Below are 21858 nucleotides of genomic sequence, written 5' to 3'. Positions count from 1 at the left end.
AGGAGGGGGACGATGCCGCCTGCAGCGCGCGTGACCGATTTGCATGTATGTCCTTTCATGCCGGCGGGTGGGCCCGTCGCGGCGCCTTGTGATCCGCGCGTGCTCATCGGGCACATGCCCGCGGCGCGTGTAGGCGACGTGGCGACGTGCGCGGGGCCGCCGGATGTAATCGTCGCGGGAGAACCGACGGTGCTGATCGGATATCGGCCGGCGGCGCGGCTCGGGGATCCGACGGCGCGCGGGGGGACGATCACGATGGGCTGTCCGAACGTGCTGATCGGCACGTCCGCGCAAGCACGCACGCTCGAACGCGCGGCGCAGGAGGGGACGCCGCTCTGCGAGCCATGCGCGTGATCGTCGAGGTGCAATGGGGCCGGCTCGCGGCGCAGCGAGCGGTCATCGCGCCCGGCGGCTCGCTGCGCGTGGGGCGGACGGAGGTTTCCGATTTCGTCGTGTCGCACGATCGGCAGATGTCGGGCCTCCATTTCGAGGTGTCGTGGGACGGGGTGTGTTGCCTTGTGCGGGATCGCGGCAGCGACACGGGGACGTGGCTCGACGGGCAGCCGGTGCACGAGGGGGAGGCGCGGAACGCGTCGTGGATTCGCGCCGGGGATACGGTCTTCATGGTTTTTTTCGAGGGAGCGACCTCGCGCCCAAGGCCGGCGGATTCGCCCGAGGTGGCCGCGTGCAAGGCGCAGGCGTTTTCCGTGTTGCGAACTGAAAAAACGCCGCTGTTCGCACTCCTCGACGCGGCACGTGACAAGCGCATCCGCGAGCTCTTGCGAGAATCCGTCGACGAATCCCGATCGCTTTACGAAGGCGCGCAAGGCGACGCGCTCGCCGACGTGGCGCCCTATCTCGTGCGCCTGTCGCCGGAGAGCGCGCTCATGGGAAAACTCCTTGATGAGGGATGGGGCCAGAGCTGGGGCGTGTATCTGACGAGCTCTCGTCCCTTCGTGGACGTGCGGCGGCATCTCCGGCGGCTCACGATGGTGGAGGCGGAGGGCGAAGTGAAGCGGCTTTATTTCCGGTTTCAGGATCCGCGGGTGCTCCGGCGATTTCTGGCGATGAGCAACCTGCGGCAGCGAGGGGAGCTGTTCGGCTCGATCCTCGAGGCCTTTTTGATGGAGGGGGAGCAAGGCGAGGTGCTTCGCGCTTCGCGCCCATCGGCGCCATGAGGTTCACAGGGGACCAGATGGCGCAATGGCAGGTCCAAGAGCCGAGCGTCCAGCGGTGTGTGCATGGCCAAACGCGGCTCCGCGGCTCTCCCGTATACCAGCGAGAATCGTTCGTGTACCAAGGGCAATCACGCGAGCGTCCTTCGCGCGTGACCTTCGAGCTCGGCGCGGGCGGGGCGAGGGGACGCAAGCGCCCGCGCGAGGAGCTCGAAACGCCGCTCGCGCTCGTGGGGCCCGGCGGCGCGGCCGATCCGATGGTCTTTCACACGGATCGATTCCACCTTGTCGCGCACCGGTGGGGCGGGAGCAAGGAAAGTGAAAACCTGGTCCCGGCCTATGCCGGGTTCAACCGGACGGAATGGAGCAACTTCGAGGACGAGATCGACAGGACCGTGCAGGCGCGCGGCGGCCCCGTGCGGGTGACGATCACACCCGGCTACGACGACCAGAGGGATCCACGCGTGCCCGTGCGCTTTCACGTGAAGGTCGAGGAGGAGCTCCTCGACGGCGTCTTCGTGCAGCGCCATAGCGGCTGGTTCGTGCCGACGCCCCCGACGGCGCAGCGCGCCGAGGACCGGTGGCTCGAGGACTTGGTGAATCAGCACCGGGCAGCGTTCGTGGCCTCGGGCTTCAGCGCGCACATGCTCCTCGATCCCTCGGGCATGCCGCTCAATCTCCCGAACGTGCCCGGCCGCCACGCCATTCTGGATTATTTGCACGTGCACGGGCACCTCGCGGGGACGGCTGCGGCGGGTGTGACGCTCGGAAACAACAAGGAGTTCACGGCTGCGCAGCGGGATTTGATCCTCATGCACAACCGCATCCTCAACCAAAGCGGATTCGTGGTCTCGGAATCACCCACGGACCCGGCACAGGGCTGGCCCGCGCCGCCGGGCCGCCGCCCCGGCACGCTGCTCGACGGCAGCACGCACGCCGCGCCCCAGGTCGATCACATGTATCCCCAGGCGCACAACGGATCGAACGCGTACAGCAACGCGATGGTGATGAGCGCGCAGCACAACAACGAAAAGCGAAACAGCGTGACGCCCGACGTCCAGGCGGAGGCCGCGCTCAACCGGCGACGCTCCGAGCGGCCGCGGCGCGGCCCGCCGGCGTGAGCCGCTGCGCTGGGGCGTTGCCCCAGGCCCCACCAGGGGCTATCCGCCCCTGGACCCGGACCAGCGCAAGCGCTGGACCCGGGGTCGATGAACTGCGCGATGCGCAGTTCATCGAACAGGCCAGGTCAAGACCAATGACGACCCTGCCAGCCAAGACAGCGGCGCTGACGACTCAACAGGCAACGTGCCCGTCGCCAGCGGGCAACGCACCTTCCTGGTCTTGCCACCGGCCTGTGGGAAGAACTGCGCATCGCGCAGTTCTTCCCCAAATGGTCCAGGGCTTGCCCTGGTTCGGGTCGAGGGGCGAATAGCCCCCGCGGGGTCCGGGGCAGCGCCCCGGCGCAGCGGCCCCAAGAAGAGACCCATGCTCGGGTGTGAGCCCGATTCAGAACGCGCGCCGGCTCGTCCGGTGCTGGCAGCCCTGACATTCGATCGCGCCGAACAGGCTGTCCCCGAGGGATCCTCCCGGCGAGTTCAGCACCTTTTCGAGGGTCGACCACGCGACCATCGTGTCGCGATGCGGCGTGTTCGGATCGCGGTAATACACGTGGTCATTGGCCTCGTCCACGCCCGTGACGACGATGGCGTGCAGGCCGCCCACGCGGCATTTCGTCTCGATCTTGTAGACGTACCTGCTGTTCATCAGGGGATCCAGCACGTAATCGTTCTCGAGGGTGTCCCCGAGCCGGTGAATCGAGGCGTACAAGGGCCCGTGGTCGGCGAGCATCGCGGCGACGAACGGCAGGCCGTAGGCGTGGTTGCCGAGCGGCAGGGGCCGGACGACGTCGCGGAAAAACGCGTCGAGGATGTCGAAGCGATGGGTCGATGGGCTGCTCTGGATCTTGTTCCGCGCCTCGCGCAGGAGCGCGCGCCGGTGTCCGTCCGGCTCGCGTTGCATCATCTGGGTCAGGCGCTCGGCGACGGCGGGGTTGTCGTAGCGCTTTTTCTCGGCCGCGAGCTGGGTGATGACCTGCCGCGCGAGGTGGAGCGAGCGCCACTCGTTTTCGAGGCGCTGGGCCGCGTCGATGAGCTCGTGGAAGCGGAGCATCATCTTGGCCGCGTAATACCAGCACGTGGGCCCTTTCTGCGCCGCGACCGCTGGAATCTCGTAAAGAATCGACATGTGCCGTCACCATCCGTCCGTGGTCCCGACCCGCGCGATCGCCACGCCCCGCAAGGCCACCGGAGACGCCTCGCGCGCGTCCGGCGAGAGATGCGCTTCGGCCACCATGCGGGCCGTGAACTTCGTGAACATCGGCAAAAGCTCCGCGAGCGCCTCCGGGACGTACACGGATAGCTCGCGTTCGCCTCCCGGGAGCTGCCATGCGCCACGCAGGTGCTTCGCTCCGAACACGGCCCGCCGCTGGTAACGGCGGTCTTCGAGCAAGATTCGCTCCACCCGCGCCGTGATCTCCGCCGGCGAGACCACGCGTTTTTTGGCCTGCGTATACGCCGCATCGATCGCCGCCCCGAGCTCCCGCGCCGTGACGGGATCACGAACGGCATCCGGGGCGCTCAGGTATTCACGCGCCGCCGCGAGCGCCTCTTTCGGTCGCTCGTCTCCGCCCGCGATCGGACCCACCACCGCCACGAGCGCCCGCAGCGTTTCGATGGCATCGAACGACAGCGAGAGCTCTCCCTCGACCAAAACGAGCGGCGCGACGAACCGACCATCCTTGCGAATGGCGGCCCGCACCGCCTCTCGGATCGCTTCCTCGCCCAGCGCCGCTCCGTGCGCGAGCACCTCGAACATCTCGCGCCGCTCTTCCACCTCGGCGGGCTCGAAGCCGAGATCCGGATCGTCGATGTCCGGATCGAGGGGCTCGTCCGCGAGCGCATCCACGATCTCACGCCACGCAGGCTGCTTGCGGATGCGTGGCAAGCTTCGCGGATCGAACCACAGAAGATCGAGCACCCGCGACGGCACCGCCCATTCTTTCGGGGTGGCCAGGGCCGGCTGCATCGCCGGGGTAGCGTCGACGAGATCGGCGGCCGCATTCGACGCGGAAAGCGCGCTTCTCGGCGCGAGCGGCGTGCCGGACGGGTAGAGGACCGGCGGCGGAATGGGCGGAGGCGGCGACGCCGTGAATTCGGAGCGCCACGCAGACATGGATCCCGTGCGAAACGGGAGCGCCGGCCGCGCGTCGCTCACGTCGGGCGGGAGGGCGATCGTCGAGGCGGGCGACGGCGCGGGTTTGCCGGAGGAGGGCGGGCCCGCCGTGCGATGCGGCGGATCGAACCACGTTATCGGCTCGCCCGCGGCCTCCACGCCCGCCACCACGCGCAGCGCTTCGAGGGCATTTTCGTGGGGAAGCATCATCCACCGCCGACAAACCACCGTGCACCGCTGCTCGTCGCCGTCGATGCGCAGCGTATCGATGCAGAGGTCCATGGGCTGGCCGTCCGGGATGCCGAAGGCCGAGAGGCCATGAATCCGCGCGACGCCGCGCAGGCCAGGCAGACGCGTCACGAGCCGGGGCAGCGAGGGGTGCAGGCCTTCGAGCACGACGAGCTCGTCGCCCCGGAGAAAATCGGTCTGCTGATCGAGGGGCGCGCTCTGGAAATAGGCGCCGTCGAAGCCTGAATGGATCTCGGCGACCCGGCCTTCCAGAATGCTCCGCGAGGTCGAACCGAGGAGGCGCTTGCGCGCGGGCCAGGCGCGCGCGATCGGCCCGAAGCCCGCAGGGCGCCGCGGGTCGCCCGGGGTGAGAATCGTCGGTTCGCCCTCGTCGATTCCAAGGGGGTTGTCCGGGACGCCCGGTCCTCCGAACGCGCGCTCGTACACGATGGGCATTCGCTGCGAGGCACGCGCATCCTTCAAAAGGATCGTCTTGTCGAGCAGCACCCGCTCGCCCGCGTGGATCTGGAGGCGCGCGCTCGGCGCATAACCATGCCCCGTGAAGAGCACGTCGGCGCGCGCCAGGTAGGGGACGAGATCACTCGTGAAACGTACGCTTCGCGCGGGATTGTCGCCGTGGTGGACCTCCTCCCGCAGGATCGGCTGGGGCGAGGCGCGCGACATGGGCGCGTCGGGCGCGAAGGCGAACGTCGCCTTGGTGATCACGGTGGCGTGCAAGACGCCGCCCGCACGAAATGCCACGACGGCCGCCTCGGCGCCCGGGAGGGGCGAGATCGCGGCCACCCCATCGACAAGCATGAACGAGCGTATCACGAATACACGCGCGCCGCTCCCGGCCGCACGAGCGGCGCGCGCGCGAATTGTAATTGCGTTCCGGGCAGGTTATCCGCCCGATGTCCTTGGTGGTGAAACGATGTTCGTCATTCGCCCGCGACGGCCGAGACCTTCGGGCTGCCCTTGCGGAGTGGGATTTCGCGGGTGAAGAGCGCGAGGACGAGCGCGATGAGGCCGAGCGGGAACGCTCCGTCGAAGACACGCGTGACGGCCCGCGCGAACGAGACACGCACGGCGCGATCCCCCGCGCGGCCAAGCTCGAGGGCACGTGTTTCCTCGCGCGTGAGTGCGCCAATGTCTGCGGAAGGTTCGCGGCGGAGGGCGTCGTATTTCGCGTGCACCTCGTCCGCGAAGCGATCCCGCGAAGACCGGGGGACCTCGCCCGCGCCCTCCTCGACCACGCCGCCCTTGCGCAGGCGATCCGCGTCGAAGACGGCGTCGAACTGAGGCCGCACCGCAGCCGGGACCTCGGCGCGCACCGGCCCGAGCCGCTCCGTGAGCCCGTGCGCGAGCGTGGTCGCGAGGACGATGCCGAAAATCGCGCTACCCACGACCTGCCCGAGCTGCTGGAAAAACTGCCGACCCGCGGTCGCCGTGCCGACGTGCTGGAACGGTACGGCATTCTGGATCGAGAGCGTGAGCATCGGCATCACCGGGCCCATGCCGCAGCCGAAGACGAAGACGCAGAGGCCAATGCTCGTGAGCGTGCTGTCCGCACTGAGCGTGCGCAGGAGAAAGAGCCCGACGCACGTGAGCACGAGGCCGCCGACGATCATGCTCTTGTAGCGGCCGGTGCGGTGCACGAAACGCGCGGTGATGACGGAGGTCGAAACGACGGCGGCCGTGAGCGGGAGCATGGCCATGCCCGCGGCCCGCGCCGTCGCGCCGAGCGAATTGACCGCGAGCACGGAGATGAACAAGAGGGCCGCGAAGAACGCGGCGCCGATGCACATCGAAGTGAGCGTCACGAGGACGAAGATGCGATTGCGGAAGAGCGCGAACGGGATGATCGCGTGCGGGTTGTTCCGCTCGACGAGGTAAAACAGGACGAGGCCCACGAGCGAGAGGCCGAGCATCCCGAGCACCTCGGGCGCGAGCCAGCCCGCGAGTGGTCGATCCCCGCGCAGCGTCAAGAGGAGCGGCACCGTGGCGACGATCAAGAAAAGTGCGCCGATCCAATCGACCTTGCTCTCGAGGCCGCTGTGGAGGCGCGGCATTTTCGCGAGGATGAACGCGACGGCCAGGGCGCCGAGCGGAAGGTTGATGAAAAAGACCCAGCGCCAGCCGACGCCGTCCGTGAGCGCGCCGCCGAGGACGGGGCCGATGATGCTGGCGAGCGCAAAGACGGCGCCGAAGATGCCCTGATATCGCGGCCTCTCCGCGGGCGCGAAGATGTCGGCCGGGACCGCGAACGCCGTGGAGGTGATCGCCGCGGCGCCGAGGCCCTGGACGCCGCGGGAGACGACGAGCGCGAGCATCGAGGGCGAGAAGCCGCACAGGACCGAGCCCACGAGGAAGATGGCGATGCCCGTGAGAAGGACCGTCCTCCGACCCAGGCTGTCCGAGAGCTTGCCGTAAATGGGCACCATGGTGGTGCTGGCGAGCAGGTAGGATGTCGAGGTCCAGGCATAATACTCCATGCCGTGGAGCTCGCCGACGATACGCGGCAAGGCCGTGGCGACGATGGTCTGATCGAGCGCCGCGAGGAAAAGCGCCATCATCACGCCCGCGAGCACGAGGGCCTTCGTGCGGGGCGCGAGGAGGCTCGCGTAATCGATGCGCTCGCCGGTAGGCATGTGGGTCGTAGGGGCCAGAGGGGCGGTCATGATATCACGCAGCGCGGTGGGCAGGGGCCACGCCTCCGAGCGTGTCCCTGAATGCGAGCTCTTCGAGCGCACGGGCCGCGACCTTGTCCTGCTTGAGTTTCTGGATCTCGGCGGAGGCGCGGCGGGCGCGGGCGCGGAGGGGTTCATCCGCGAGCAGCGCCGAGAGCTCGGCGCGGATCGTCTCGGGCGTGGCCTTGTCGAGGGGCAAATGGCGGCCGAGCCCTGCGCGCTCGACGAGCGCCGCATTGAGGATCTGATCGCCGAAGAGCGGGATCACCAGCATGGGCAAACCATGCACCAAGGCGCGACCCACGGTGCCCCAGCCGCCGTGCGTGATGAGCGCCCGCGCCTCCGGGAAGACCTTGTCGTGCGGGATGTACCGCTCGATGCGGACATGCGCGCCGAGGCCCTCGGGGACGTCGCCCGCGCTCGCCGCCGTGCCGAGGACGGGGACGCCGAGCGGCGCGACGGCTTCGAGCACACGCCGGAACAAGCCGTCGTCGCGGCCCGTGGTCGTGGTGCTGACGACGACGGTCCCGGGCTCGACGCGTGGCGCTTCTCCACGCGGCCCCGCGGAGACGTTGAACGTCGTGGGGCCGACGAAGACCTGGCGATCACGAAGCGGAATGTCCCCGGCGAGGCCGCGGTACGACATGATGATGTGCAGGTGGGGCGAGGCCATCGCGGCGATGAGCTCCGCCGTGCCGCGGGCATACGGGGGAAGGCCGAGTTTTTCGCGGTCGGCGCGAAGGGAGACGAACTGGTTCAGGAGGGCGTGGGGCACGGCGGGGACCTTGCCGAGGCGGCGCCATTTCGACGACGCGTCGAGCAGCAGCGGCAGCTCGTCCCGCGTGAGGACCGTGCCCATGTTGCCGGCGCTCGCCCAGGGGATCCCCGCGCGCTCCGCGGCGAAGGCAGCGCCGTAATCGATGAAGTCGTACACCACGCAATCGACCCGCTCGCGGCGCAGCAAGGGCTCGAGCTCCTGCGCGAGCAGGACGTTTCTGGCCTGGAAAAAACCGCGCATGAACGGGAACCGCAAAAGGCGCGGGATCCATGTCGGCAAGGAAAGATGCTGCGCGTGCACTGCAAAATCCTGCAGATCGACGACTTGCTCGTACGGGACGAGCTCGGCGCCGGCCGCCTTCACGTCACTCGCCCGGTCGGCCTTCGTCTTGAAGAGCACCCGGTGGCCGCGCGAGGTGAGCTGCTCCGCGAGGTCAAGGACACGCAGGAGGTGGCCCGACGCGGTCGAGCTGGTGAGCAGAAATGTCCCGGTCCTCGGTGCATCGTCGAACATCGCTCCATTCCTCCCCGCGGCCCCAACCGCAACTCGAAGTTGCGATGATGTAGCAGCTCACGTCTCTACCGCAACGACCCGTTGCGATCCGGGTCGACAACGCCGCGAAGTTGGCTTCCACTGAGCTCTGTGATGCGATCGGAGCCTCGTGGACAGCAGGTCATGAAGGAGAAGCCGAGCCCTACCGAACGGCGCGCGCTCGTCCGGGGGGAGCCGGTCGTGCGAGGGGTCCTCGCGGCCGCGCTGGAGGTGCTGGCCGAGGTCGGCTACGAGGCGCTGCGGATCGAGGACGTGGCCGCGCGCGCCAGGGTGAACAAAACCACGGTCTATCGGCGCTGGCCGACGAAGCAGGACCTCGTGCGGGCGGCGGTCCGATCGATCACGGTCGATCGCGCGATCACGCCGAACACGGGCTCGCTTCGCGGGGACCTGCTTCTCATCGCGCGCCAAATCGCCGCGCAGGCGAGCTCGCCCGAGGTGCAGGGCCTCCGGCGCCTGCTCTTCGGCGAGGATCGGGACGCCGAAACCGTGGCCATCGCTCAGTCGCTCCGCGAATCGATGGAGGCGCTGCCTCGCCCCGTGATCGAAGCGGCCGAGGCGCGAGGCGAGCTCGCCCCCGGCATCGACGCAAACCTGATTTTCCGCTCGCTCGCAGCGACCATCCACCACCGGCTCGGCATGGAGCGCCGGCCGATCGACGAGGGGTTTCTCGCGCAGCTCGTCGAGCTCTTGCTCACGGGCGCCCTCGCCCCGGACAAACGGACGTAGACGCGCGGCTCAGACGCGCGGCGGGAAGACGAAGCGGCTCTGGTTCTCCGCGAGCCACGTGGCGAACGAGCGGAGGTTCGGGTTCAGCGCGCGCGTCCGCGCGAGGTCCCGCAGGCCGCAATAATCGGCCATGAAATCTCGTTTGAACTGAAACATGTTCCCGAGGTCGTCGGCGCCGGGGAAATCGAGGCGGCGGTACGCCTCGGGCTCGATGGCGTGGTATCGCACCTCCTCGCCGGCGATCGCCGAGAATGCGGCGGCGAGCTCGCTCCCGGTGAGGTGGTCACTCGCAACGCCGAGGCGCTGCCCGATCATCGCGGGGCCGCGCTCGAAGACGCCGTACGCGCAGCGCCCGATGTCCTCCGTGGCGATGCCCGGCAGCTTGGCCGTGCCCATGGGCAGGGTGAGCGTGAGGCGGCCCTGGCCGTCTCGCTGGGGGCCCATGCCGAGGTGAAGGAAGTTTTCCCAGTAAAACGAGGTGTGAAAGAACGTGGTCGGGACGCCGAGCTCGGTGAACGTCGCGTCGGCCTCGCCTTTCGCATCGGTATGCGGGACCTTGTATTTCCCCCGCAGCGTCGGCATGCGATCGTCCGAGAGCGGCACCCACTTGCGCGAATCCTCGATCGTCGACCAGATCACGTGCTCGACGCGCGTGGCCCGCGCCGCCCGGGCCATCGCGCGCGCTTGTTTGGTCTCTCTCTCCGGGGAAAAGTGGCTCCAGAAGAAGGTGACGCAGTACGCGCCGTAGGCGCCCTCGAACGCGCGGCGCAGGCTGGCCTCGTCATCGAGATCGGCGAAGGCGATCTCGGCGCCGAGGGCGCGAAGCTCCTTCGCGGCGGTCGAATTGACATTGCGCGTGATTGCGCGGGCGCGGAATGCGCCGCTCGGGTGGGCGGCGATGGCGCGGACCAAACCTCCGCCCTGCGCGCCCGTGGCGCCGACGACGGCGATGACGCGTTTCGTGAAGCTCATGATTCCCTCCTCAGTCCTCGGCGCGCACTCTGGCATGGTTCGTCGCGCATAGGAAGTCGGAGCCGAGCCCCACGGCGTCTAAGGAAAAATCATCGTGTGAGGTAGAATGTCCCGAGACACATTTCGTCCGTCGTTCCTTCTCCCCAGGTCACGTCCTTCGGCGGCATCTTCACCCCGTCCACGACGGGCTGGTTCTCCGCGGTATTGTCCCAGTGGCACTCGAGGGAGAGCTTGTCGCCGGGATTCAACGTCATCGGTTTGACGAATTCATAGGCGCCCTGCCAGTGGAAATTCCACTTCGGGATGTCGAGCAAGCACTCGCTGCTGCCATCCGCGCGTTCGATCCGAAGCGAGCCGTACGCGCCCAGCGTATGCATGTGCAGGCCGGCAGAATACACCGTGAGGGGCCCGGGGTTCGGCGCGAGAGCCGTCGGGTCGGCGGCGAACGCGTGCTTCACGTCGGCCTCACCCGCCGGGATGAGCATTCCATTGCCTTGCAGCCACGAGGGGTTGGCCCAGGGCTGGATCTTCGCCTCCTTGGTCACCGATTTTTCGAGGCGGAAATCGACGGACGTGCGATCCGGCTCGGCGCCCGCGGCGAGCGTGTTGTAATGGATCTGCAGCACGATCTTCGAGCCCGGATCCACGCGAATGCCCGTGCCCTCCGCCGTGTCCGCGCCGAGGCTGCCCGGCGCCCAGCTACCGAGCCAGCTCGCCTTCACGTTTGCCCCACCATAACAAGTATATCCCGGCCCGTCCTCGGCCGCGTCGAGCGCCTCGAGCTCGGCGACTTGCGCGGGCTCCACGAGGTACGCGATCACGTGGTGGACGACCCGCGCGTTGCCCGGGTTCGCCCGGAAGCCGGCCACGTAGGACGTCTCGGCGTCGGGCCAGTCGACGACGAAGCAACGATAATCGTCGGGCGCCTTCGTGGGCGTGTACTCGACCGGCATTTCGAGCGTGCGATCGACGCGGGAGAGCGGGTTCCCGGGACCCGGGTCGATCGGCGCGCCCTCCTTCGCCGGATCCCCCTCGATCCCGCCGCCGTCGGCCCACGTGCCGAGGAGCGTGATCTGATCGTCCGTGAGCGAGCGATCGCCGAGGTAATCGTTACAGCCCTTGGCCGCGGGCCACGGCGGCATGGTCCGCTCCTCGGTCGTCTGCTTGATGAGGCCGCGGAGCGGGGCGGCGTCGGCGTACGTCTCGAGCGAGAAGGGCGCGATGCCGCCCTGGGTATGGCAGTTATTGCATTTCGCGTCGAGGACGGGCTTGATATGCTCCCAGTAGGTGACCGCGTCCGCGGGCGGGCCGCCCGCCGCGCCCCCGCTGCCCCCGTCGCTCCCGCAGCCCACGACGAGCGGGAGCGCCGAAAGCATCCCCGCGCAAACCATTCGTTTCATCACATCTCCTCCTGCAGGAGATCGCCTCAGCGCTCCCGCAAAGCCCATGTGACACCACGGACGCCATGAAGTAAAAATCTCGCGCCGGTTTCCGCGAGGTGGTAATCTTCGCGTGATGGGCCTCTACGTCGGGCATTTCGATTTCACCGTCCCCTTGCTCTGGACGGTCCCCGCGCTGTTTTCGCCCGAAGATTGCGCGAAGATCCTCGACGGCGCGAGCGACGGCACGTGGCTGCCGGCCACCGTGAACGCCGAGGAGGGCCGCGTCGTCGATACCCGCATTCGTTCGAGCACCACGGCCGTGCTGCGGGATCCCGCGCTCGCGGACGAGCTCTTTCGGCGGGTTTCGCCCCACGTGCCGGAGCGCATGACCACCGAGCTCGGCGCGCGCGGGCGCGTGGCCATGCATCTTTCGGGGATCTTCCTGCCGCTCCGGATTTATCGGTACGAGGTCGGCCAGCATTTCGGCCTGCACCAGGATCAATCGTACGCGGGGGAGGGCGGGACGCGCAGCCTGCTCACGCTGATGGTCTATCTGAACGAGGGGTTTGCCGGCGGAGAGACCGAATTCCCCGAGCAGGAGCGCACGATCGTCCCGGAGACCGGCGACGCGCTCCTCTTCCAGCACATGCTCCTCCACGCGGGAAAAGCCGTCACGGACGGCACGAAATACGTCCTCCGCTCCGACGTCCTGTACCGGCCGGCCTCTTGAGTCGGGTGCGGACGGATTGCCGCACCGGGTCGAGGCCGTAGCGCGTCGCACCAGGGTAAGAAAAGAAATTGCTGCATCGCAGCAACATGGACTGTGCTTCGGCCGCCGATCGCCGTACGATCGTAGGCTGTGAAGCATCAGGCGCCGCCGCCCCGCCAGGGCCTCTACGACCCGCGCAACGAGCACGACGCGTGCGGGCTCGGGTTCATCGCCCACATCAAGGACAAGAAGAGCCATGCGATCGTCGCGCAAGGCCTCGAGATCCTGAAGAACCTGACCCACCGCGGCGCCACCGGCGCCGACCCGCTGCAAGGCGACGGCGCGGGCATCCTGCTGCAGATCCCCCACACGTTCTTCGTGCGCGAGTGCGCGCTCTCCGGCATCACGTTGCCCGAGCCCGGCGAGTACGGCGTGGGCATGATGTTCCTGCCGCAAGACCCGGGCGCGCGCGCGGCCTGCGAGCACGAGGTGGTGCGCGCCATCGTGGCCGAAGGCCAGGAGGTGCTCGGCTGGCGTGACGTGCCCGTCGACAACACCGGCCTCGGCGAGGGCGTGAAAGCGAGCGAGCCCGTCATCCGGCAGGTGTTCGTGGCGCGCGGCCTCTCCACGCCGGACGTCGAGGCCTTCGAGCGCAAGCTCTACATCATCCGCAAGCGCGCGGGCCACGCGATCCGCGCGCTCCGGATCTCGCGCGCGGGGCAGTTCTATGTGCCTTCGTTTTCAGCGCGGACGATCGTGTACAAGGGCATGCTGCTCGCGCACCAGGTCGGCGAGTTCTACGTGGACCTGAAGGACAAGGCGGTCGAGTCCGCGCTCGCCATGGTGCACCAGCGGTTCTCGACGAACACGTTCCCCTCGTGGGATCTCGCGCATCCGTTCCGGCTCATCGCGCACAACGGCGAGATCAACACGCTGCGCGGCAACGTGAACTGGATCCGCGCGCGCCAGCAGAACATCGCCTCGAAGCTGCTCGGCGACGGCCTGCAGAAGATCTGGCCGCTCATCTACGACGGCCAGTCGGACTCGGCCTCGTTCGACAACGCCCTCGAGCTGCTCTACTTCGGCGGTTATTCGCTGGCGCACGCGATGATGCTGATGATCCCGGAAGCGTGGGCCACGAACCCGCTGATGGACGAGCGTCGGCGCGCCTTCTACGAGTACCACGCGGCGCTCATGGAGCCCTGGGACGGGCCCGCGGCGATCGCGTTCACGGACGGGCGGCAGATCGGCGCGACGCTCGATCGGAACGGCCTTCGGCCCGCGCGGTATCTGCTCACCGACGACGACTACGTGATCCTCGCCTCCGAGGCGGGCGTGCTCGACATCCCGGAGCGCAAGATCGTCAAGAAATGGCGCCTGCAGCCGGGAAAGATGCTGCTCATCGATCTCGCCGAGGGGCGCATCATCGACGATCAGGAGCTGAAGACGAAGCTCGCGAAGCACAGGCCTTACCAGAAATGGCTCGATCGCACGCAGCTCCGGCTTGAGAACATCCCGATGCCGGACTACGTGCCGGTGCCCGACAGCGACAAGCTGCTCGATCGGCAGCAGGCGTTCGGCTACACGCAGGAGGATCTGCGGCTCGTGATGGCGCCGATGGCCGCGACGGGCGAGGAAGCGATCGGCTCGATGGGCGACGACACGCCACTCGCCGTGCTCTCCGATCGGCCGAAGCCGCTCTACGGCTACTTCCGGCAGCTCTTCGCGCAGGTGACGAACCCGCCGATCGATCCGATCCGCGAAGAGACCGTGATGTCGCTCGTCTCGTTCATCGGGCCGCGGCCGAACATCCTCGCCCTCGACGAGAGCGGGCCGAACATGCGGCTCGAAGTGCACCTGCCCATTCTCACGTTCGAGGACATGGAGAAGCTGCACCGTGCCGAGGAGCTCACGAAAGGGCATTTTCGGTCGGTGGTCCTGTCGATCTGTTACCCGGCCGCGTGGGGCGCGGACGGGATGGAGGCGGCCCTCGGAAAACTCTGCGCGGACGCTGAAGACGTGGTGCGCGGCGGCGGGGTGAACATCCTGATCCTGTCGGATCGGGACGTCGACGAGGACCACATCGCGATCCCGGCGCTGCTCGCGGTGAGCGACGTGCACCAGCACCTCGTGCGCGCGGGCCTGCGGACGCGGACGGGGCTCGTGGTCGAGACGGGATCGGCGCGCGAGGTGCACCATTTCGCGCTGCTCGCGGGCTACGGCGCCGAGGCGATCCACCCGAACCTCGCGTTCGCCACGCTGGGCATGCTCGGCGATCTCTTGCCGCCCGGAATGACGCATCACGATGCCTGCGCGCGGTACATCAAGGCGATCGCGAAGGGGCTGCTCAAGGTCATGTCCAAGATGGGCATCTCGACCTACCAGTCTTATTGCGGCGCCCAGATCTTCGAGGCGGTCGGGCTCGCCTCGGCCTTCGTGGATCGTTATTTCACGGGGACGGCGACGGTCATCGAGGGCGTCGGTTTGCAGGAGATCGCCGAGGAGACCGTGCGCCTGCATCGGCGCGCCTACAGCGACGCGCCGGCCTATCGGAACACGCTCGACGCCGGCGGCGACTACGCCTACCGCACCCGCGGCGAGGCCCACATGTGGACGCCCGACGCGATCGCGAAGCTCCAGCACGCGACACGCATGAACAACCCCGCGACGTACGAGGAATACGCGCGGCTCGTGAACGACCAGAGCGAGCGGCTGATGACGCTGCGCGGTTTGTTCGAGATCAAAGAATCGGAGCACCCGATCCCGCTCTCGGAGGTGGAGCCGGCGTCCGAGATCGTGAAACGTTTTTCCACGGGCGCGATGTCGCTCGGCTCGATCTCGAAGGCCGCGCACACGACGCTGGCGATCGCGATGAACCGGATCGGCGGCAAGTCGAACACGGGCGAGGGCGGCGAGGATCCCGCGCGGTACGTGCCTTTGCCGAACGGCGACTCGATGCGCTCGGCGATCAAGCAGGTGGCGGCGGGTCGCTTTGGCGTGACCACGGAGTACCTCGTCAACGCCGACGACATCCAGATCAAGATGGCCCAGGGCGCCAAACCCGGCGAAGGCGGGCAGCTCCCCGGGCACAAGGTGTCGAAGTACATCGCGCAGATCCGGCACTCGGTGCCCGGCGTGGGCCTGATCTCGCCGCCGCCGCACCACGACATCTACTCGATCGAGGACCTCGCCCAGCTCATTCACGATCTCAAGAACGTGAACCCGCGGGCGCGCATCAGCGTGAAGCTCGTGGCGGAGGTCGGCGTCGGCACGGTGGCCGCGGGCGTGGCCAAGGCGCACGCGGATCACGTGACGATCTCGGGGCACGACGGCGGCACGGGCGCCTCGCCGCTTTCGTCGATCAAACATGCGGGCGGGCCGTGGGAGATCGGCCTGGCCGAGACGCAACAGACGCTCGTCCTGAACCGGCTGCGCGGCCGCATCGCGGTGCAAGCCGACGGGCAGATGAAGACGGGCAGGGACGTGGTGATCGCGGCCCTGCTCGGCGCGGACGAGATGGGCTTCGCGACAGCGCCGCTCGTGGTGGAGGGCTGCATCATGATGCGCAAATGCCACCTCAACACGTGCCCCGTCGGCATCGCCACGCAGGATCCGGAGCTCGTGAAGCGGTTCGCCGGGCAGCCCGAGCACGTGGTCAATTACTTCTTCTTCGTCGCCGAGGAGGTGCGCGGGTACATGGCCCGGATGGGCTTCCGCACCTTCGCGGAGATGGTGGGGCGCTCGGACAAACTCGACACGCGGCGCGGAATCGCGCACTGGAAGGCCAAAGGGCTCGATTTTTCGCGCGTGTTTTACCGGCCCGAATCCCCGCCGGGCGTTTCGATCCGCTGGACGGAGCGGCAGGATCACAGCCTGGAGCACGTGCTGGATCATCGGCTCATCGACGAGGCGCAGCCGGCGCTCGTCAACCAGGTGCCGGTCGCGTTCGACGTGCCGATCCGCAACATCCACCGCGCGGCCGGGGCGATGCTCTCCGGCGAGGTCGCGCGGCGGTACGGGCACGCGGGGCTCGCGGACGACACGATCCGGATCCGAGCCCGCGGGACGGCCGGCGGCAGCTTCGGCGCGTTCCTCGCGAAGGGGATCACGCTGGAGCTCGAAGGGCAGGCGAACGATTACGTCGGAAAAGGTTTGTCCGGCGGCCGGATCATCGCGTATCCGCCGCGCGATTGTCCGATCGTGCCGGAGGAGAACATCATCGTCGGCAATACCGTGCTGTACGGCGCGATCTGCGGCGAGGTGTACTTCCGGGGCGTCGCGGGCGAAAGGTTCGCGGTGCGGAACTCCGGCGCGACGGCGGTCGTCGAGGGGATCGGCGATCACGGATGTGAATACATGACCGGCGGCACCGTGGTCGTGCTCGGCAAGACCGGGCGCAACTTCGGCGCGGGCATGAGCGGCGGCGTGGCCTACGTGCTCGACATGACCGGGGATTTCCGATTGAGGTGTAACCTCTCGATGGTGGCCCTCGAGCCGGTCCTCGACGCGGAGCACATGCCACAGGGGGCGGTCCGGCACCTCGGGCGCGCGGACGCGGAGATCGTCCAGAGCCTGCTCGAAAAGCACTTCTTCTACACGGGCAGCGCGCGGGCGCGGGCGATCCTGGACGATTTCCACGCATACCGGGCCCATTTCGTGAAAGTGATGCCGCACGAATACCGCCGCGCGCTCGCCGAGCACGCGGCCGAGGAGGCCGCGAAGGCCGCTCCCGCTGCAGTGACGGAGGTCGTGGCCCATGGGTAAGGTAAAAGGCTTCCTGGAGATCCAGCGCAAGGATCCCGAGGTCGTGCCGGTGCCGCTGCGTATCCAGCGGTACGAGGAGCTCGTCCTGCCGATGGCGCCCGTCGAGGTGAGCCGGCAGGGCGCGCGTTGTATGGATTGCGGGATTCCGTTTTGCCATAGCGGCTGTCCCGTCAACAACGTCATCCCCGACTGGAACGACCTCGTCTACCGCGGCAACTGGCGCCACGCGCTCGAGGTGCTCCATTCGACGAACAATTTCCCCGAATTCACCGGGCGTGTCTGTCCCGCGCCGTGTGAGGCGGCCTGTACGCTGAACATCAACGATCAGCCGGTCACCATCAAGACGATCGAGCAATCGATCGTCGACCGGGGCTGGGACGAGGGCTGGATCGTGCCGCAGCCCCCGAGCCACAAGACGGGCAAGCGCGTCGCCGTGGTGGGCTCGGGGCCGGCGGGGCTCGCGTGCGCGCAGGAGCTCGCGCGGGCCGGGCACGAGGTCACGGTGTTCGAGAAAAACGATCGCATCGGGGGCCTGCTCCGGTACGGGATCCCCGATTTCAAGCTGGAGAAGCGGCACGTCGATCGCAGGCTCGATCAGATGCGGGCCGAGGGCGTGGTGTTCCGGACGGGCATGCACGTGGGCGTGAACCTGCCGGCGAAGGAGCTGCTCTCCGGGTTCGACGCGGTCGTGCTCGCGGGCGGCTCGGAGGCGCCGCGACCGCTCGAGGTGCCGGGGCGCGACCTCGACGGGATCCATTACGCGATGGACTACCTGACCCAGCAGAACAAGCGGATCGCCGGGGACGAGGTGGCCGGACAGATCCTCGCCACGGACAAACACGTGGTCGTGCTGGGCGGCGGCGACACCGGGTCGGATTGCATCGGAACGGCGGTGCGGCAGGGCGCCCGATCCGTCACGAACTTCGAGCTCATGCCGGAGCCGCCCGAAAAGGAGGACAAACCCCTCACGTGGCCGTACTGGCCGATGAAGCTGCGCACGTCGAGCTCGCACGCGGAGGGCTGTTCCCGCGATTTCGCCATCGCGACGAAGTCTTTTTCCGGCAAGAACGGGAAGGTCGAGGCGCTTTCCGCCGTGCGGCTCGACTGGAAAAAGGACGCGACCGGCGCCCTACGGGCCGAGGAGATCCCCGGCTCCGCATTCGACGTCCCGGCAGATCTCGTGCTGCTCGCGCTCGGATACGTGCACCCGGTGCGCAAGGGAATGCTGGAGGAGCTCGGGGTGGCGCTCGACGCGCGCGGAAACGTGAAGGCTGATATGCGGAGTTACCAGACCTCGAACCCGAAGGTCTTTGCCGCGGGGGACATGCGTCGTGGTCAATCGCTGGTCGTATGGGCGATCCGCGAGGGGCGCGACGCGGCGCGGGCGGTGGATACCCATTTGCGGCAGCATTCGAACGGGGTCTGACGCCGTGATACCTTGCGCCGGGTGAAGGCGCGTTACGAGCTGTACTACTGGCCGTCGATCCAGGGGCGCGGGGAGTTCGTCCGGCTCGCGTTCGAGGAGGCGGGCGTCCCGTACGTCGACGTTTCGCGCTTGCCCGCGAAAAAAGGCGGCGGCGTCCGCGCGATGATGAAGCTCCTCGAAGGCGGGGGCCGCGGGCTCGTGCCGTTCGCGCCGCCGTTCCTCAAGGTCGGAGATTTTCTGCTGGGGCACACGGCGAACATCCTGCTCTACCTCGGCCCGCGGCTCGGACTCGTCCCCGACGACGAGGAGAGCCGCCTTTTTGCGCATCAGCTACAGCTCTCGATCACGGATTTCGTCGCCGAGATCCACGACACGCACCACCCGATCGCGTCGAGCCTTTATTACGAGGACCAGAAGGCCGCGGCGAAGAAGCGCGCGTCGCTCTTCCGGAAGGAGCGGCTGCCCAGGTTCCTGGGGTATTTCGAGCAGGCGCTCGCCAGGAACGGGGGCGCACATTTCATCGGCTCCGCCCTGTCGTACGTCGACCTCTCCATGTTCCAGGTGATCGAGGGCCTGCGGTACGCGTTCCCGAACGCCATGGCACGCGCCGAGCGAAGCACGCCGAAGCTCGCGGCGCTCGCGGCAGCGGTGGCCGCGCGCCCCCGGATCGCGGCCTATCTCGCGTCCCCGCGGCGGCTGCCCTTCTGCGAAGAGGATGTTTTCCGACATTACCCGGAGCTCGACGCGAAGCGGTGAAGCGCGCCCGAGTGCCCAAGACGGCGCTTGTTTTGCCGGCCGATCGGTGGTGGGCTAGAAGACGCTGGGGCGGCGAGGAGCCGGGCAGGAAGCCTTGGGGTGAGCAGCGGCGGCATGACGGGAGGGACGATCACGGAGTCCGAGCGGTTTTACCGAAGCATCTTCGAGCACGCGTTCGACGGGATCCTCGTCGCGGACGACGAGGGGCGCCTCCTCGACGTAAACCCGTGCGCCTGCGAGCTTTTGCGTGCCTCTCGCGACGAGCTCTTGCGATGGACCGTGTTCGATCTCCGGCCCCCCGAGGTCGCGGCCGAGCTCCGGGAGGCGTGGCCGGCGTTCCTCGAAGCCGGGCGCTTCAAGGCCGAGGGGCCGTTCCGGCGTGCCGATGGGACCACGTTCATCGGCGAGTTCGCGGCGCAGGCTCATTTCGTGCCGGGCAGACACATGTCGACCCTCCGCGACATCAGCGCACGAACGCAATCCGAGGAGGCGCTGCGCCTGAGCGAGCAGCGCCTCACCCGCGCCCAGCGGATCGCCCACATCGGGAGCTTCGAGTGGGTGGCCGCGGCGGACGAGACGACCTGGTCGGACGAATGTTTCCGTCTCTTCGGCCTCCCCCCCTCGCATGACAAGAAAACCTACGGGGATTTCCTCGGGTTCGTGCACCCGGACGACCGCGCGCGCGTGGACGAAGCGGTGCAACGAGCCCTCCACGGGCTCGCTACCTATTCGATCGATCATCGCATCCTCGCCGCCGACGGGGTCGAGCGGATCGTGCACGCGGAGGGCGACGTAATCCGCGACGAGGCGGGGCGCACGATCGGCATGACCGGGACGGTGCAGGACGTGACCGCGCAGCGGAAGGCAGAAATGGCGCTGCAGAAGAGCGAGCTTCTCTTCCGGCAGGTGCTCGAGACGTTGCCCGTCGGGGTCTGGGTCGCCGACGAGCACGGCAAGTCCGTCCTGGCGAACCCCGCGGCGAAGCGCATCTGGGGCAGAGCGCTGCTCGCCGGGCCGGAGCGACTCGGCGCGTTCAAAGGGTGGTGGGTCGATACGGGCAAGGAGGTCGAGCCCGACGAATGGGCGCTCACCCGCGCGGTGCGGACGGGCGAGACCGTGCTGAACGAGCTCATCGAGATCGAGGCCATCGAAGGGCACCACAAGATCGTGCTGAGCTCGGCGGCGCCCGTGCGTGATCCGGAGGGGCAGATCCTCGGGGCATTCGCCATCAACGACGACGTGACCGAGCAGCGCCGGCTCGAAGCGGAGCGCGAGGACCTCGTGCGCGCCCTGTCGACCGAAAGGCGATGGCTCCGGACCGTGATCGACCGTTCGCCGATCGGGATCGTGCTCTGCGAGCTCCCCAAGGGTCCGCGGTTCATCCTGAACCGGAGGTCCGAGGAGCTGCTCGGCGTGACCGGGCCGATCGAGGATCCGCTCAGCCTCATGCGGCAGCGGTTGCACCTGCCGGACGGCTGCCCCGTGCCCGAAGGGGATCTGTCGATCGAGCGGGGCATGCGCGGCGAGGTGGTGACCGGGCGGGAGCTGCTCATCCGCATTCCGGACAAACCCGACGTGCCGATCCTGACGAATGCATCGCCGATTCGCAACGACGACGGCCAGATCCTCGGGGCCGTCGTGACCTACGAGGACATCACGCCGCTGAAGGAGCTCGAACGATTGCGGCAGGAATGGACGAGCGTGGTGGCCCACGACCTGCGCCAGCCGGTCACGACGATCATGACCCTCGCGGGGATGCTCGCGCGCTCGCCCGATCCCACGGCGCGCCGCCGCGCCGAGCGCATCGTGACGAGCACGGAGCGGCTCGAGCGGATGATCGGCGATCTGCTCGATCTGTCGCGGATCGAGGCGCACCGGCTGGAGCTCGTGCGCGCGCCGACCGACATCCCGGAGCTGCTCGGGCACGTCATCGAGACGACCGAGGCCCGCGATCGCGTGACGCTCTCCATCCGCGACGAGCTGCCCGTGGTCCCCGTGGATGCGCAGCGGATCGAGCAGGTCGTGGAGAACCTTCTCTCGAACGCGCTCAAATACGGCGCCCCCGGGACGCCAATCGAGGTCGTCGCGGAAAGGCGTGGCTGCGAGGTCGTGATCTCGGTGCGCAATCAGGGGCCGGGGATCACGGCCGAGGACATGCGCGCCCTGTTCGAGCGATTCCAGCGGGGTCGCGCGAGGGGCGGGACGATCAAGGGGCTCGGGCTCGGGCTTTACATCGTGCGAGGGCTCGTGGAGGCACACGGAGGGCGGGTCGAGGCCGAGAGCGTTCCCGGGGAGACCACCACGTTTTCGTTTTCCCTGCCCGTCCCCGAGACCTGAGACCTGAGATACCGGGACCCCCACGCAAGAAAAATCGTCAGTCCGTAACCGACGCAGCGGCGAGCTGCGGCGTGAAGGGTCGACGGTTTTTCGCGACGCTGTAGACCGCACCGAGCAGCTTGCGCATGG

15 protein-coding genes are annotated in these 21858 nt (G+C 68.1%); 9 read left to right on the top strand and 6 right to left on the bottom strand.

Annotation, left to right across the window (positions count from 1 at the left end; translation table 11 throughout):
* Positions 1 to 12: 12 nt before the first annotated feature.
* The 3 genes from KEG57_RS49840 to KEG57_RS49830 all read left to right on the top strand — a co-directional run bounded on the left by KEG57_RS49840 (position 13) and on the right by KEG57_RS49830 (position 2296).
* Positions 13 to 354 (top strand): PAAR domain-containing protein, encoded by a 342-nt coding sequence (locus tag KEG57_RS49840; RefSeq protein ID WP_272427922.1) that lies wholly within the window; start codon positions 13 to 15, stop codon positions 352 to 354.
* Positions 345 to 1178: a DUF4123 domain-containing protein gene (locus KEG57_RS49835; protein ID WP_272459857.1), complete on the top strand. Its 834-nt coding sequence runs from the start codon at positions 345 to 347 to the stop codon at positions 1176 to 1178. Before KEG57_RS49840 ends, KEG57_RS49835 begins: the two co-directional genes overlap by 10 nt.
* A gap of 113 nt (positions 1179 to 1291) precedes the next feature.
* Positions 1292 to 2296 (top strand): DNA/RNA non-specific endonuclease, encoded by a 1005-nt coding sequence (locus KEG57_RS49830; RefSeq protein WP_272459856.1) that lies wholly within the window; start codon positions 1292 to 1294, stop codon positions 2294 to 2296.
* A 385-nt stretch (positions 2297 to 2681) separates the two neighbouring features.
* Here the strand turns inward: KEG57_RS49830 and KEG57_RS49825 are convergent, their stop codons facing one another.
* From KEG57_RS49825 to KEG57_RS49810, 4 genes are all read right to left on the bottom strand, one after another.
* Complete coding sequence (locus KEG57_RS49825) at positions 2682 to 3419, bottom strand: papain-like cysteine protease family protein (RefSeq protein WP_272459855.1); 738 nt, start codon at positions 3417 to 3419, stop codon at positions 2682 to 2684.
* 6 nt (positions 3420 to 3425) lie between these two features.
* Entirely contained in the window at positions 3426 to 5453 is a 2028-nt protein-coding gene (locus KEG57_RS49820; RefSeq protein ID WP_272459854.1) for a DUF2169 family type VI secretion system accessory protein, read from the bottom strand.
* Positions 5454 to 5575: 122 nt separating this feature from the next.
* Positions 5576 to 7285 carry an MDR family MFS transporter gene (locus KEG57_RS49815; RefSeq protein ID WP_272427927.1) on the bottom strand — a complete coding sequence of 570 codons (1710 nt, stop codon included), beginning with the start codon at positions 7283 to 7285 and terminating at the stop codon, positions 5576 to 5578.
* 34 nt (positions 7286 to 7319) lie between these two features.
* Positions 7320 to 8615, bottom strand: a complete 1296-nt coding sequence (locus tag KEG57_RS49810) for a glycosyltransferase (protein ID WP_272427928.1) — start codon at positions 8613 to 8615, stop codon at positions 7320 to 7322.
* Between the two features lie 132 nt (positions 8616 to 8747).
* Between KEG57_RS49810 and KEG57_RS49805 the strand changes: the two genes are divergently transcribed.
* Entirely contained in the window at positions 8748 to 9383 is a 636-nt protein-coding gene (locus KEG57_RS49805) for a TetR/AcrR family transcriptional regulator (RefSeq protein WP_272459853.1), read from the top strand.
* Between the two features lie 9 nt (positions 9384 to 9392).
* Here the strand turns inward: KEG57_RS49805 and KEG57_RS49800 are convergent, their stop codons facing one another.
* On the bottom strand, positions 9393 to 10355 hold the full coding sequence (locus KEG57_RS49800) for an NmrA/HSCARG family protein (protein WP_272427930.1): 963 nt from the start codon (positions 10353 to 10355) through the stop codon (positions 9393 to 9395).
* Positions 10356 to 10444: 89 nt separating this feature from the next.
* Positions 10445 to 11755 carry a monooxygenase gene (locus tag KEG57_RS49795; RefSeq protein ID WP_272427931.1) on the bottom strand — a complete coding sequence of 437 codons (1311 nt, stop codon included), beginning with the start codon at positions 11753 to 11755 and terminating at the stop codon, positions 10445 to 10447.
* Positions 11756 to 11870: 115 nt separating this feature from the next.
* On the opposite strand from KEG57_RS49795, the gene KEG57_RS49790 reads away from it, so the two are divergent.
* The 5 genes from KEG57_RS49790 to KEG57_RS49770 all read left to right on the top strand — a co-directional run bounded on the left by KEG57_RS49790 (position 11871) and on the right by KEG57_RS49770 (position 21729).
* Positions 11871 to 12467 carry a prolyl hydroxylase family protein gene (locus KEG57_RS49790; protein WP_272427937.1) on the top strand — a complete coding sequence of 199 codons (597 nt, stop codon included), beginning with the start codon at positions 11871 to 11873 and terminating at the stop codon, positions 12465 to 12467.
* A 129-nt stretch (positions 12468 to 12596) separates the two neighbouring features.
* Positions 12597 to 17210 (top strand): glutamate synthase large subunit, encoded by a 4614-nt coding sequence (gene gltB / locus KEG57_RS49785; RefSeq protein WP_272427932.1) that lies wholly within the window; start codon positions 12597 to 12599, stop codon positions 17208 to 17210.
* Positions 17203 to 18636 (top strand): glutamate synthase subunit beta, encoded by a 1434-nt coding sequence (locus KEG57_RS49780; protein WP_272427933.1) that lies wholly within the window; start codon positions 17203 to 17205, stop codon positions 18634 to 18636. Before gltB ends, KEG57_RS49780 begins: the two co-directional genes overlap by 8 nt.
* Positions 18637 to 18657: 21 nt before the next feature.
* Positions 18658 to 19392 carry a glutathione S-transferase gene (locus KEG57_RS49775; RefSeq protein WP_272427934.1) on the top strand — a complete coding sequence of 245 codons (735 nt, stop codon included), beginning with the start codon at positions 18658 to 18660 and terminating at the stop codon, positions 19390 to 19392.
* Positions 19393 to 19506: 114 nt separating this feature from the next.
* Complete coding sequence (locus tag KEG57_RS49770; protein WP_272427935.1) at positions 19507 to 21729, top strand: PAS domain-containing sensor histidine kinase; 2223 nt, start codon at positions 19507 to 19509, stop codon at positions 21727 to 21729.
* Positions 21730 to 21858: the final 129 nt, after the last annotated feature.

This window comes from Polyangium jinanense (assembly GCF_028435365.1).
The sequence above is the reverse complement of the archived record's forward strand: the minus strand, read 5'-3'. Positions and strand labels throughout refer to the sequence as shown.